This window comes from Paenibacillus sp. MMO-177 (genome assembly GCF_037147795.1).
Lineage (GTDB): Bacteria > Bacillota > Bacilli > Paenibacillales > Paenibacillaceae > Pristimantibacillus.
This window is the reverse complement of record NZ_JBBCUR010000003.1, coordinates 816,674-830,647: the sequence shown is the minus strand read 5'-3', so window position 1 is coordinate 830,647 and position 13,974 is coordinate 816,674. Positions and strand designations below refer to the sequence as shown.

Below are 13,974 nucleotides of genomic sequence, written 5' to 3'. Positions count from 1 at the left end.
AACATTTTGGAAGAGAAGGGATCTGGTTGTTATGAAAAAATGGTTAGGTTTGACGTTAAGTATTGCGCTTGTAGGGGTGTTAGTAGGCTGCTCTTCGAAATCCTCTGGTTCTGATACGATCACCATTGCGACGAAAGGGTTCGGCGAACAGGACATTCTCGCGAACATCGTCCAACAGCTTATTGAAAAGGAAACAGACCTGTCTGCGAAGATTGTGAAGCTGAACGATACACTGCTGTATAACGGTATTCAATCGGGTGAGATTGATACCTACGTCGAATACACAGGAACTGCACTGCTTAACGTGTTGAAGCACGAGCCGGTGTACGATCCAGCTGAAGCTTACGACATCGTGAAAGAAGGCATGGCTAAGGACAAGAACGTGACCGTGTTGGATAAGGTCGGCTTTAACGACACGCTCGTCTTCGTTATGCCGAAGGATAAAGCAGAGAAGCTCGGTATTACTAACCTGACCGAAGCGGCAGTGCAATCTCAGAATCTCATTCTCGGCGCTTCGCAAACATTTATTACCCGCGAGGATGACCTCCCACTGATCAACAAGGTTTATGGTACGAAGTTTAAGGAAGTTAAGACGATGGACCCAGGCCTGCAATTCAAAGCAGCTGCGGACAATCAGATAGATATCTTCACGACGTTATCTACCTCGGGTACGCTGCCTTCGACGAATAACGTCATCATCGAAGATGATAAACACGCCTTCGTTCCTTATGATGCAGTACCTTTCGTTAATAACGATACGCTGAAGGAGCATCCCGAACTGAAGGATGTCTATGCAAAACTTGCAGGTAAGATTAATGACGAGACCATGCAGAAGCTGAACGAGCAAGTGGACGTGAAGGAACAGCTGGCTGCGGATGTAGCGAAGCAATGGCTGAAGGACAACGGATTACTATAAAGATCGTACCTAACGGCGGGGCGAGAGAAGAGTCGGATATCAGGTTCGACTCTTTTCTCATCTTCGACCAGCTTTGATAGACGTTTTTACATCTTGAACGGTTATATGAAGGAGGTCCAACATGAGCGGTCAATCTAGACAAATGGTATTAAACGCATTCCTTTCCCTGAATCATCTAGGCAGCTGGCGGCATCCCGATGGTGATCCGGAACGGCATAAGTTCTCGTTCTACAAGAAGGCAGCGCAGATCGCGGAGCGTGGCAAAATGGATATGTTCTTCGTTGCCGATAAGCTTGCCGTGTTTGATAACGAGACACTCCGAACGTATTCCAGCTATATCCGATTGGAGCCCATCTCCTTGCTCTCTGCGCTCGCAGTAGTCACGGAGAACATCGGTCTGGCCGGAACGTTATCGACCACATATAACGAGCCTTATCATGCTGCGCGCAAATTTGCCACCTTGGATCATTTGAGCGGTGGCAGGGCTGCTTGGAACGTCGTTACCTCCACCAACGATGAAGAGGCGCGCAATTTCGGGCGGGATTCCCATATGGATCATGAACGGCGATACGAGCGTGCTCGTGAGTTCTTGGAAGTAGCGAAGGGACTGTGGGACAGCTGGGAGGATGATGCGTTCGTCCTCGATAAAGCATCAGGTGTGTTCGCAGACCAGTGCAAACTTCATGTGCTGGACCACGTCGGTCCGAACTTCACGGTACGCGGACCTCTTAACGCACCAAGACCTCCTCAAGGTTATCCATTCATCGTCTTCGCGGGATCTTCGGAGGCTTGTCAGGAGTTAGCGGCCGAGAGTGGAGATGCAGTGTTCGTCTCCCCCGAATCGCAGGATCAAGCTCGTGAATTGTATGCAAGCTTCAAAGGACGGATGGCGAAGTACGGCAGAACACCAGATCAATTACGGATTCTACCCGGCGTTCTTGTCATCGTAGGGAGTACAGAAGAGGAAGCGAAGGAGAAGAGCAGGTTCTTGGACAGCTTGATCCCAGAGGCACTCGCTCCTCAAGGACAGCGGAACAAGGCGTATTTGTGGGAGATTGTAGGAACGCCGGAGCAGGTTGCGGATGAACTGCAAGCCCGATTCGAGAACGGAATGGCAGACGGCTTCAATATAACGTCTCCCTATTTGCCTGGTGGACTCGAGGAGTTCGTGGATCATGTCATTCCGGTGCTGCAGCGAAGGGGACTATTCCGGACCGAGTACGAAGGAGCGACACTTCGAGGGCGGCTGGGCCTCGAACGCCCTGCCAATCGGCACGTCGTTCAAGCTTAGCATAGGGAGGAAGAACGGATATGAAGAGAAGAAACGATCGAATGCTGCTGGGAGCGTTTATCCATTCCACTCATCTTGCAGGTTGGCGGCATCCGGATGCGCGTCCAGAGTCTATAACGGATCTGAATTATTACAAGTCTTTCGCTCAGACTGCTGAGCGGGGAAGGTTCGATTTGTTTTTCGTTGCGGATAAGCTGTGCATGATCGAATCGGAGCTGGCAATCGCGCACACGAACAATCATTTGAGCTTAGAACCTATGAGCTTGCTTGCTGCCTTATCAGCGGTGACGGATCGGATCGGCTTAGCTGCTACGATATCTACGAGCTATAACGAGCCTTACCACGCCGCGAGAACGCTGGCCACGTTAGACCATTTAAGCGATGGACGTGCAGCTTGGAATATCGTCACTTCGACGAACGATGAGGAGGCTCGTAATTTCGGGAGAGAGAAGCATTATGATCATGCATCTAGATACGAACGCGCCAAGGAGTTCGTCGAGGTAGCTGCGGGGCTATGGGACTGCTGGGAGGACGGAGCTTTTCCTATGGACCGGGATTCTGGACGCTTCGCGGACAGAGACAAGCTGCATGTTCTGGATCATAAGGGAAGCCACTTCTCTGTTAAGGGGCCGATGAATATCGCTCGTCCGCCACAAGGACGTCCGATCCTGGTGCATGCGGGTTCCTCGGAGGCCGGCATGGAGCTTGCTGCTTCATCTGCGGATATCGTGTTCACGACACCGAGAACGCTCGAAGAAGGAATTGCGCAGTACGACAATTTTAAAAGCAGACTGGCCGCTTATGGTCGAAGCAAGGACGAACTAAAGGTTATGCCCGGCATCTTCCTTATTATTGGTCGTACGGAAGCAGAAGCGGCGGAGAAGGAAGAGCTGCTAGCTGATCTTGTTATTCCCAAAGTTGGCGTGGATTCATTATCTGGGGGGCTCGGGTTTGATATCTCAGACTTGCCCTTAGATGGTCCAATGCCTGCGCTGCCCGATCGGAATAGCTATAACAAGAGCCGAACAGGTCTCGACAGCATCGCTGCATTAGCTGCAAGAGAGGATTTGACGATTCGGCAGTTCTATCAGCGCTATGCCAAATCGAAGCTGGCCTTTGAGATTACGGGAACGCCAGAGCAGATCGCGGATGAGCTCGGTCTATGGTTCGAATCGGGTGCAGCGGATGGTTTCAATATCATTCCGTCACATACGCCCGGCGGAATCGAGGACTTCGTTAGCCTCGTCGTCCCCGAGCTGCAGAAGCGGGGATTGGTTCAGACGGAATATGCGCAGGGGACACTGCGCGAGCAGCTTGGGTTCGAGAAACCGGCGAACCGATTTACCCTTGTGAAAGCTGTTGCTGATAAGGAGGGGAAGGTATGAATCCTTCATCTAACAATAGGCAGATGGCCCTGGGCGCCTTCTTGTCCAGCCATCCGACCGGCCGGCATATCGCAAGCTGGAGGCATCCGGAAGCAGAGCCTGAGAACGTATTAAGCTTCGATTATTACCGTCGTCTCGTGGAGATTGCTGAGGAAGGCAAATTCGATTTGTTCTTCATTGCGGACAAGCTGTGCATCCTCGATCAGTATGAGAGCTCGATCACACATACGAATACGGTTCGGTTCGAACCATTCACACTGTTGTCCGCGTTAGCCACAACGACTAAGTATATCGGCCTTGCGGGAACGGAATCGACAACGTATAACGAGCCTTACCATACGGCGCGTAAGCTTGCATCTCTAGATCATTTGAGCAACGGGAGAGCAGGGTGGAATGTCGTCACGTCTGCAACGGACGAGGAAGCTTATAATTTTGGTCGCGACACGCAAATGATTCATTCTCTCCGCTATGAAAGGGCTCGGGAGTACGTCGATATCGCAAAACGGCTGTGGGATGGCTGGGAAGAGGATGCGATCGTTCGCGATAAGAAGTCGGGCATTTATGCTGACGAGAGTAAGGTGCATTATCTGGAGCATACAGGCAAGCACTTTAACGTGCGCGGACCTCTTAACGTCTCCCGCCCGCCTCAAGGGCATCCAGTTATTATTCAAGCTGGCTCCTCCGAAGATGGGAAACAACTGGCTGCAGAGATAGCCGATGTCGTCTTTGTGACGCCTGTTCATCTCGAGCAGGGGAAACGGCTGTATGCAGAGCTTAAGGAGAGAGCCGCAAAGCTAGGTAAGGAGCCCGATCAAATCAAGGTGATTCCTGGTGTCTATGTCACCGTAGCGGCAACAGAGGCGGAAGTTTCGGATAAGGAACGTGTTCTGCGGGAACTCATCGAGCCGAAGCTGGGCCTCGATTTCCTGGCATGGGGCTTGTCACTCGATCTGTCCAGCTACCCGCTTGATGGTCCTCTGCCTGATCTCCCCGCTCTGGATAGCCGGAACGGCAGCAAGAGCGGACTTATCGGCATTTTGGAGGTTGCGAGAACCGAGAATTTGACGATCCGTCAATTCTACGAAAGGTATGCTAAGGCACAATTAAGCTTCGAGATTACTGGTACGCCTGAGCAGGTTGCCGACGAGCTGGAGAAATGGTTCGTCGAAGGAGCCGCGGACGGATTTATGATCGTCGCTCCTGTCATGCCAAGCGGTCTTGAGGATTTCGTGAGGCTCGTCGTACCTGAGCTTCAGCGAAGAGGCTTATTCCGTGAGGAATATACAGGGTCAACGCTGCGTGAGCATCTAGGGCTTAACCGGCCGGCTAACTTCTATTCAGTGAAGGGGGAGACGATACTTGGTTGAATTTAACATCGTCGCTCCGACAGCGGGAGATCGGCTGCTTGCTGGTGGTGGCGCTCCATTGGATCCATCACGCAGGGACCCTTGGAATGGCAAGGCTAATCGTGTTCCCACGTTAAATTATATACAAGATTTCTTCCGCGAAGCAGAGCGAGCAGGCTTCGATTCCATCCTGCTCGGCACGGGTGATTCGCTGCTCACGGATCCGCTAGTCAGCGCTTCTGCAGTTATCTCCGCCACAGAGCGGATTAAGTTCCTGATGGCGATTCGTCCCGGGGTTACTGCACCAGCACTGTTCGCTCGTCAGCTCGCAGCTATCGATCATTATTCCGAGGGAAGAGCGCTGGTGAACATTGTAACGGGCGGGTCACCTGCCGATTTGGCGGCGGACGGTGATTTCCTCGACCATTCAGCCCGTTATAAGCGGACACGGGAATTCGTTTATTTGATAAGACGTTTGTTCGAGGATGAACATGTCAACCATGCCGGAGATTACTATCGGCTGGAGAACGCATTCCTTGAATTAAAGTCGAGAGACAGGTCTTGTCCTGCTATTTATCTCGGCGGTCAATCGGGTAGCGCGATGAATGTCGCCGCTGAGCTGGCGGACGTGTACCTTATGTATTCTGAGACATTAGACAGCGATCACTCACGGATGCGCGATATTCAAGCCCGGGCGGCAAGCTTTGGCCGCACGATCGAGACCGGAATTACGTTCATCGTTGTTGTTGGCAACACCGAGGAAGAAGCATTGCGCAAGGCGAGGGCGCTCATTCCGACAGGCAGCGAGGCTGCTGATCGCAAGCGCGATTATGTATTGTCCGGTGAATCGGCGGGTCTTAAGCGGCTGCACACCTTAATGGAGGGAGCCAAGGAACAGGATTATTGGCTTGGTCCCAACCGTTGGGCTGGATTAACGCAAGTAACATCAGGTAGTTCGGTCACGATTGTGGGTACACCTGATCAGGTGACAGATCGAATCGTTGAATACGCAGAGCTTGGATTCACGAAGTTCCTCTTCAGAGGATTCCCTTTGCTAGAAAGCGCCAGAGAATTAGGCGAGCATATTATTCCACGTGTCCAAGCCCGTTTGAGGGCTGCGGCGAAGGAGGCATCTCTATAATGGACAATCAAGAGTCATCGCTCTGTGAAATACCGATGGTCAAGGAGCGGAGCATTGACTTCGTTCGGATCTCCCGCAAAGTGAGGGTCAAATTCGGCGGCGTTATTGTTGCAGAGAGCGACAACGTTATTCTCGTTCGGGAGGAGAATGTTGTTCCTGTCTACTATTTACCATATGAAGATATCGACTTCAGCCTGCTCGAGCGGACAGATAGAAGCTCAGCTTGTGCGATTAAAGGGCAAGCCTCCTATTGGCATATTCGGGTAGACGGAGCGGTAGCTGACAATGCGATGTGGGCCTATGAGAATCCGATTCCTAAGAGCGATTTTCTCAAAGGTTATGCTTCTTTCTATTGGCGTAAAGTTGAATTCTATGAGGAAGAAGAGCGCGTATTCGGCTTCCCGCGCGATCCCTATGTCCGCGTAGACGCGTTGAATAGCAGCCGCTCTGTGAAGGTTGTAGTGGAGGGCAATATTATCGCACAGAGTGAGCGTCCCGTCGTTGTCTATGAGACAGGGATGACACCTCGTTACTATCTGCCTCTTGAGGATGTAAGAGTCGAGCTGCTAGAAATCGGTCAGACTTCTTACAGCCCATACATCGGACAATCCCGGCAGTGGGCTATCCACGTAAGTGGCAAAGAAAAACGTAAAATTGCTTGGAGTTATGAGGACCCTTCGCCTGAGCTTGGTAAGCTCAAAGGACGGATTGGATTCTATCAAGAAGCGGCGGATGAATTCTATGTAGACGAATTGAGATGGGAGCCGAGAGAAGGCGAACTGCTCTATTTGAAAGGCATATAAAGGAAGGTGACCTGCATTGACACTCATTCAAGCGCACAGAGGCGGCGAGCTGCGCTGCAAGGGCTGGCGGCAAGAGGCGCTGCTTCGAATGCTCGAGAACGTGCTGGAGAACGGCGAGAATCAGAAAGAGCTTATCGTCTATGCCTCGCTGGGTAAGGCAGCAAGGAATTGGCCATCTTACTATGCTATTGTTGAAACGCTGAAGGAGCTGGAGGAGGACGAGACACTCGTCATCCAGTCTGGCAAGCCTATCGGGGTCTTTAAGACACATATTAGGGCACCGCTTGTTATCATGGCAAATTGCAACATTGTCGGCCGTTGGGCGACGAGCGAGAATTTCTATTCGCTGCAGGAGAAGGGCCTTATTATCTGGGGTGGCTTAACTGCAGCGGCGTGGCAATACATTGGCTCGCAGGGCGTTATCCAAGGAACGTATGAGATTTTTCAGAGTATAGCCCGCATGCATTTCGGCGGCGATCTTCTCGGTCGTTTCATCTTGACGGCTGGCCTTGGCGGAATGGGAGGGGCTCAACCGCTTGCCGGGACGATGGCGAATGCAGCTATTCTTTGCGTAGAGGTTAACGAGGCGCGGATTGATAAAAGGATCTCAGTGGGCTATTTACAGCGCAAGACTGCCGATCTGGACGAGGCGTTGGCATGGATCAAGGAAGCGACAGATGCTCGCGAGAGCGTGTCCGTTGGACTACTTGGCAATGCAGCCGACGTGTACCCGGAGCTGCTTCGCCGGGGGATCGTGCCGGACGTCGTGACGGATCAGACGTCCGCTCATGATCTGCTCTATGGTTATATCCCAAGCGGTTATACGCCTGAACGTGCGGCAGAGGCACGCAATCAGGATGCGCAGCAGCTGCAGGATGATGCAGGTGCATCGATCGCGACGCAGATACGTGCGATGCTTGCATTCAAGGAACGGGGCTCTATCGTGTTCGACAATGGTAACAACATCCGTACACAAGCGACGAAGTACGGTGTTCCTAATGCATTCCATATCGATATCTTCACTGAAGCGTTCCTTCGTCCACTGTTCGCCCGCGCGATCGGGCCGTTTCGGTGGATTGCTCTAAGCGGCGACAAGGAAGATATCCGCAAGATCGACGAGTACATCCTCGAAGAGTTTAAGGATAATGAGATCGTCGTCAATTGGATCCGATTGGCGAACGCTCACATTCCGGTTGAAGGCTTGCCAGCTCGCATCGGTTGGTTCGGTCACGGTGATCGGACGAAGCTGGCGCTTGCCGTTAACCAGATGGTTCGGGAGGGCATATTATCAGGTCCTGTTGCTTTCTCGCGCGACCATCTTGACGCCGGTGCGATGGCGCATCCGAATATTATGACGGAATGCATGAAGGATGGAAGCGATGCGATCTCCGATTGGCCGCTTCTGAATGCGATGATGAGCTGCTCGTCGATGGCTGATCTTGTTGCCATTCATTCAGGCGGCGGTGGGTACACAGGCTATATGACAAGCGCGGGGATTACAATTACTGCCGACGGCAGGGAGTCCACTGAAGATAGATTGAATGCCGCATTGACCAATGATACGACACTTGGCGTACTGCGATATGCGGACGCAGGCTACGAGGAATCATTCGATGAGATCGAGCGTAATGGAATTCGCAGAGTCGTTACTTAATTGAGGAGGAGATCGGTTTGCGCGAGTTAACGAAAGAAGACGTATTAGCTGCTGTTCGGGGTGGATCGGTTTTTGCAAGCGGCGGAGGCGGCTGGGTCGATCATGGCCTTGAGATTGGTGGAGCCGCGCTTGCGATAGGCAAGCCGAAGCTGGTGTCGGTGGATGAGCTGCCGGATGATGCCATCGTGCTGACATGTACAGCTATCGGCGCTCCTGCAGGTACGGATTGGCAGATGCTGGGCAAGGATTACGTTAAAGCTGTTGAGCTTATTATGGACAAATTCGATGGTAAGATCGTCGGCGTCATGACGCCGCAGAACGGTATGTCCAGCTCGATTAACGGCTGGCTGCCGGCAGCGGCACTTGATCTGGTTGTCGTTGACGCGACTGGCGATATAAGGGCTCATCCGACTGGCAAGATGGGTTCGCTCGGTCTGGCTTCAAGCATCGATTATGAGACGATCCAGGCAGTCGTTGGCGGCAAGCCGGAGCAGGGCTCATACATTGAGCTTGTTGTCAAAGGCACGCCTGCTCGCACGTCTAACATCTTACGAACCGCTTCGGATATGGCTGGGGGCTTTATCGCTTCGGCGCGTCATCCGCTTCCGGCTAAGCATATTAAGGAGCATGCTGCAATTGGGGGGATTTCCATTGCAATTGAGCTTGGCAAAGCGATCATCGCAGCCGAGCCGGAAGGTGCAGAGAATGTGATTAAGACGATCTGTGCACATACCGGTGGCAACTTGATTGCAAGAGGGCGTATTGCTAGCAAGAACGTACGATATTCAGGTGCGTTCGATTTGGGAACGATTGAGCTTGAAGAAGCGGATGGCAATCGTGTAACGCTTCATATTATGAATGAATATATGGCCGTCGATGGCAAGAACGGGGTTCGACTCAGCACATTCCCTGACGTCATAACGACGATCTCGCTGGAGACCGGACGTCCTGTAAGTGTGGGCCACGTAACAGAAGGAATGGCGATCGGCATCTTCGTCATCGATCGCTCTCTGATTCCTCTCAGCTCAAGCGTGAAGGATCCAACGGTATACCCGGAGGTTGAGCAAGCGATGGGGATTGAATTGCTCAAATATTTGAATGTTGACCAGGGAGTCAGAAGTGAATATTTCTAGGATGAAAGACATGCCTGGAGATGAGCTAGTACTTGATGGAACGACACTGACAATTGACGATGTCCATTCGGTATCGGTTGGTCTCCGGCCTGTTCGAATCTCTCAGACGGCGCTGACGAAGCTCGAAGTGGCACGCAAGTTGGTGTTCGAGTTGGCTGAACGCGACGAGCCGATTTATGGTTTTAATCGAGGGGTTGGCTGGAACAAGGATCGAAAGGTAGATGCGAACTTCTTCGAATCTTATAATCGGAATTTGCTGCTCTCCCATAGTGCAGGAGTAAAGCCCGAAGCGAATGAATACGAGGTTCGTGCCGTCATGCTGGCTCGATTGAATGGATTACTGCTGGGACATACCGGTGTACAGCCGTTAATTGCACAGCGATATGCCGAATTCCTGAATCTAGGCATTCATCCCGTGCTGCCGCTTCGTGGTTCGGTTGGCGCCTCCGATATAACAGTCATCTCGCATATTGGACTTGCGTTGATAGGAGAAGGAGAAGTGCATGTTCACGGCGTCCGTATGCCTGCTAGTGCTGCTCTAGCCCAAGCTGGGCTTGCACCGATTTCAATGGGTCCCAAGGATGGACTTGCTGTTGTCAGCTCGAATGCCTTGTCCGCAGGACTTGGGGCTCTTGGTCTGTACGAATGCAGACGAATGCTCGAGCTGGCGGATATGGCCTCCGCCCTGTCGCTTGAGGCATTGCGAGGCAACTTAAGTCCACTAGATCCGGCGGTTCACCATGTTAGACCCTATGCTGGGCAATTGGAGAGCCTCGGTTTCATTCGCTCTGTTCTGGAAGCTTCTGATCTGTGGGGGCAGCAGAATTCCGAATCCCTTCAGGATCCACTTAGTTTTCGGGATGCATGTCAGGTGAACGGCGCCGCACGCGATGCACTGTCTTATGCTGCCTCGCGCTTGGAGACGCAGCTTAACAGCTCGGACGATAATCCATGCTTGTTAATAGAAGAGAGGCGGATCATCTCCTGTGCGAACTTCGATCCGCTAGTATGGGTGCTTGGCTTCGAGATGCTGGGGAGCGCGCTGTACCACGTTTCCCGCTGCTCCAGTTATCGTACGCTGAAGCTGGGCAATCCAGCTTTCACGGGATTAACCCGATTCTTAACGGCGGATGAAAGCCATTCCATCGGTCTGTGTACCGTTCAGAAGACTGTAACTTCGATAGATGCCGAGATTCGGCATCTATCGAATCCCGCATCGGCGGACTATGCATCTCTTGCAGGGGACATTGAGGATCACGGAACGAACGCACCCTATGTCGTATCAAAGACTCGAGAGATCGTAGATCGCTTATGCTACGTAATCGCTATTGAGCTTATTCATGCGGCGCAGGCGATTGATCTGCGAGGAGATATTCAGCTTGGACGTGGAACAAGAGCTGCATATGAGGCGCTCCGAGAGCAAGTATCCTTCCTATCGCAAGACCGGGAACTTACAAGTGATATTGAGCGTGCCTATCGCATATGCAAGGATGGCTCCCTACTTGAGAAGGTGAGACAAGCCATTTCTGGCGATGAAGGTTAGCCTTATTTATTCGCAAAATTGATAACACAGAAAGAAGTGACCCTAGCATGCACGACAATGCCTACGAACTTACCGTTCGCGGCAATTTGGTTTTGCCGGGAGAGATCATACTGCCGAACGGTATTCTAGCGATTCGGGATGGAAGTATCGCCGCCCTCCTTAATGATGGTGACGAATACGTCTCCTTACATCATATCAACGCCGAAGGCCGCTATATTATGCCAGGCGCGATTGATGCTCATGTCCATTGCTTCAGCGAACCTCGTGAAGGAATAGTAGGTGCGACCCGATCGGCTGCGGCTGGTGGTGTGACGACAATCATTGATATGCCTTATGATGCGGACGAGCCGGTCTGGACTGCCGAGCTGTTTCATACGAAGGCGAAGCGCATCGAGCGCGAAGCGTTCGTAGATGTCGCGCTGCTGGCGACCATTCGGCCGACTGATGGCTTGGATGAGATTCCCCGCCTTGCAGCTGCAGGTGCATGCGGATTTAAGCTGTCGACCTTTAATACGAATTCTTATCGTTTTCCCCGTATTAATGACGGAGAAATGTTAGCTGCGTTCACCCTCATCGAGAAGGAGGGTCTTACGGTCGGACTGCATGCTGAGAACGATGAGATTGTCCGATGGTTTAGCGCTTTGCATGAGAACGGCGATGGCAGTGATCCTCTGCTTCATTGCAAGGCTAGACCACCGGTAGCGGAGAGCGCAGCTGTTGCGACTGCATTAGAGCTAGCTTACTGGACGGGCGTTAACGTTCATTTCCACCATACGACCGTTCCCCATGCGGTTCGCTTAGCTGCTGCCTATTCGGAGCATGGTACTAATGTCAGCATTGAGACTTGCATCCACTATCTGATCTTGACGGAGGATGATATGCTGACGCTTGGAGCCAGAGCTAAGATCAATCCTCCGCTGCGCACGAAGGAGGCGCAGGGCTTGTTGTGGGATTACTGCCGTAACGGAGAAGTAGGCCTGGTTACTTCCGATCATGCGCCTTGGCGGATCGACCGTAAATCGAGCACGAATATTTTCGAGAATGCCTCCGGTGCCCCCGGCGTTGAGACGCTGCTTCCCAATCTCTATTCAACCGGCGTCGCCGAGGGCAACATCAGCATTCATGATCTTGTCCGCCTTATCTGTGAGAATCCGGCCAGGGTGTACGGTCTATCGGATCGTAAAGGATCGCTGAAGCATGGAGTGGACGCTGACTTCGTCATTCTTGATCCTGAGGCGGTATGGACACTGAATGAAGCGGAGCAGCATAGCTTCGCGGGCTGGAGCTTGTATCACGGAAGAGTAATGAAGGGCAAGATTGAAGCCGTATATGTGAGAGGAATTGAAGTATTCAACGGTCATGAGGTTGCGGATCGTCCAAATGGGCGCTTCGTCAAGCCTGGACATCGAGCCTATTCACCTCTCAAACCTCTGAAGGAGGAGATCTCTCTTGCAAACGTTAAGTAAGCCAGATGAATCTAGGCTGTGGGCTGATATTGAAGCACTAAGCGCAATAACGCTGCCTGATCGCCCATGGACGCGACGACCATTCACACCGTTATATGCACAAGGCAGAGCATGGTTGAAAAGAGAGATGAAGTCATTAGGACTTGAGGTTAGTCAGGATGCAGCCTCGAATCTGATCGGCAGGTTGCCTGGAGCCAATCCGTCTCTGCCTCCACTTATGATCGGTTCGCATACCGATACCGTCACAGGCGGAGGGCGATTCGATGGCATTGCTGGTGTCATCGTTGGTTTAGAGATCGTCAGGATGATATCCGAATCCGGCATTGTGCTGGACCATCCGCTTGAGATTGTGGATTTCACTGCAGAGGAGCCGACAGATTTCGGTGTATCGACGGTCGGCAGCCGCGGCATGGTCGGCAATTTGTCCGATACGATGCTAGGGAGTAAGGATCCAGAGGGACGGATTCTATCTGAATGTATTGCCGGTGCAGGCGGCTCGCCGGAGAGGATCAATGATTCTTCCCGACGATCAGGCTCTGTTGCCGTGTATCTTGAGCTTCATATCGAACAAGGCCCAGTGCTTATCCAAGCAGGTCTACCTCTTGCAGTCGTAACTGGCATTGTCGGTATTGGCAGATATCAGATTACCGTCACGGGTCAGCCCGACCATGCAGGTACGACTCCGATGACGATGCGCAGAGATGCACTTACTGCAGCAGGTGAGTTGTTCGTCAAGCTGGAGAGCATTTGCCGTGAGTCATATTCGGCTCCCGTTGTCGGAACGGTTGGAGTGGTGAATGTTAGTCCGAATGCGGCGAACGTGGTCCCTGGCGAGGTGACCTTCAGGCTGGAAGTGAGAAGCGTTGATCCCGCGCTTATTGATACCGTGTGTGAACGTTATTTGTCTGAAGCTCGTCGAATGATTGAATCGAGGGGCTTGGCTATCCGAATCGAGGAGCTTACACGTTCGGAGCCGGTCAACGTATCCGACCTGATTCTAGATACGCTTCAGAGCAACTGCGAGAGAACAGTCGGGAAAGGAACTGAGGTTCCCCGAATTCCAAGCGGCGCAGGACACGATGGCAATCAGCTCAGCAGGATTGCTCCGATTGGTATGATCTTCGTGCCGAGTCTAGGAGGGCGCAGCCACTGTCCAGAGGAATGGACTGATATCGGTCCGATAGCACTGGGTGCAGAGGCGCTTGCACGTGCGCTGCTGGAGCTGGATAAGAAGCTTTAGTCGAAGGATAAGGATGGAATGAACCTTCGTTGTGGTCAAACATCGACATAAGCAAC

Annotated in this window: 11 protein-coding genes; all 11 read left to right on the top strand. The window is 52.3% G+C overall.

The annotated features are described in order from the left end of the window. Window positions 1–31: 31 nt before the first annotated feature. The 11 genes from WFK81_RS15175 (at window position 32) to WFK81_RS15125 (ending at window position 13,918) form a co-directional block, all read left to right on the top strand. On the top strand, window positions 32–916 hold the full coding sequence (locus tag WFK81_RS15175; RefSeq protein WP_336787232.1) for an ABC transporter substrate-binding protein: 885 nt from the start codon (window positions 32–34) through the stop codon (window positions 914–916). Between the two features lie 121 nt (window positions 917–1,037). Continuing rightward, the gene (locus tag WFK81_RS15170; protein WP_336787231.1) at window positions 1,038–2,207 is read left to right on the top strand and encodes an LLM class flavin-dependent oxidoreductase; all 1,170 of its coding nucleotides are present in this window, start codon (window positions 1,038–1,040) and stop codon (window positions 2,205–2,207) included. Window positions 2,208–2,227: 20 nt separating this feature from the next. Then, window positions 2,228–3,592 carry an LLM class flavin-dependent oxidoreductase gene (locus tag WFK81_RS15165; RefSeq protein ID WP_336787230.1) on the top strand — a complete coding sequence of 455 codons (1,365 nt, stop codon included), beginning with the start codon at window positions 2,228–2,230 and terminating at the stop codon, window positions 3,590–3,592. Then, a complete protein-coding gene (locus tag WFK81_RS15160; protein ID WP_336787229.1) occupies window positions 3,589–4,959 on the top strand; it encodes an LLM class flavin-dependent oxidoreductase in 1,371 nt (456 codons plus the stop codon). The genes WFK81_RS15165 and WFK81_RS15160 overlap by 4 nt, the downstream gene beginning before the upstream one ends. Beyond that, window positions 4,952–6,079, top strand: coding sequence for an LLM class flavin-dependent oxidoreductase (locus WFK81_RS15155; protein ID WP_336787228.1), 1,128 nt, complete (start codon window positions 4,952–4,954; stop codon window positions 6,077–6,079). Before WFK81_RS15160 ends, WFK81_RS15155 begins: the two co-directional genes overlap by 8 nt. After that, on the top strand, window positions 6,079–6,882 hold the full coding sequence (locus WFK81_RS15150) for a DUF427 domain-containing protein (protein ID WP_336787227.1): 804 nt from the start codon (window positions 6,079–6,081) through the stop codon (window positions 6,880–6,882). Before WFK81_RS15155 ends, WFK81_RS15150 begins: the two co-directional genes overlap by 1 nt. Before the next feature lie 16 nt (window positions 6,883–6,898). Continuing rightward, the gene (locus WFK81_RS15145; protein ID WP_336787226.1) at window positions 6,899–8,536 is read left to right on the top strand and encodes a urocanate hydratase; all 1,638 of its coding nucleotides are present in this window, start codon (window positions 6,899–6,901) and stop codon (window positions 8,534–8,536) included. A 17-nt stretch (window positions 8,537–8,553) separates the two neighbouring features. After that, the gene (locus WFK81_RS15140; protein WP_336787225.1) at window positions 8,554–9,669 is read left to right on the top strand and encodes a DUF917 domain-containing protein; all 1,116 of its coding nucleotides are present in this window, start codon (window positions 8,554–8,556) and stop codon (window positions 9,667–9,669) included. A gap of 1 nt (window position 9,670) precedes the next feature. Further along, window positions 9,671–11,212, top strand: coding sequence for an HAL/PAL/TAL family ammonia-lyase (locus WFK81_RS15135; RefSeq protein ID WP_336787224.1), 1,542 nt, complete (start codon window positions 9,671–9,673; stop codon window positions 11,210–11,212). 47 nt (window positions 11,213–11,259) lie between these two features. After that, window positions 11,260–12,678 carry a dihydroorotase gene (locus WFK81_RS15130; RefSeq protein WP_336787223.1) on the top strand — a complete coding sequence of 473 codons (1,419 nt, stop codon included), beginning with the start codon at window positions 11,260–11,262 and terminating at the stop codon, window positions 12,676–12,678. Next, on the top strand, window positions 12,662–13,918 hold the full coding sequence (locus WFK81_RS15125) for a Zn-dependent hydrolase (RefSeq protein ID WP_336787222.1): 1,257 nt from the start codon (window positions 12,662–12,664) through the stop codon (window positions 13,916–13,918). Before WFK81_RS15130 ends, WFK81_RS15125 begins: the two co-directional genes overlap by 17 nt. The last annotated feature ends 56 nt before the right edge of the window (window positions 13,919–13,974 follow it).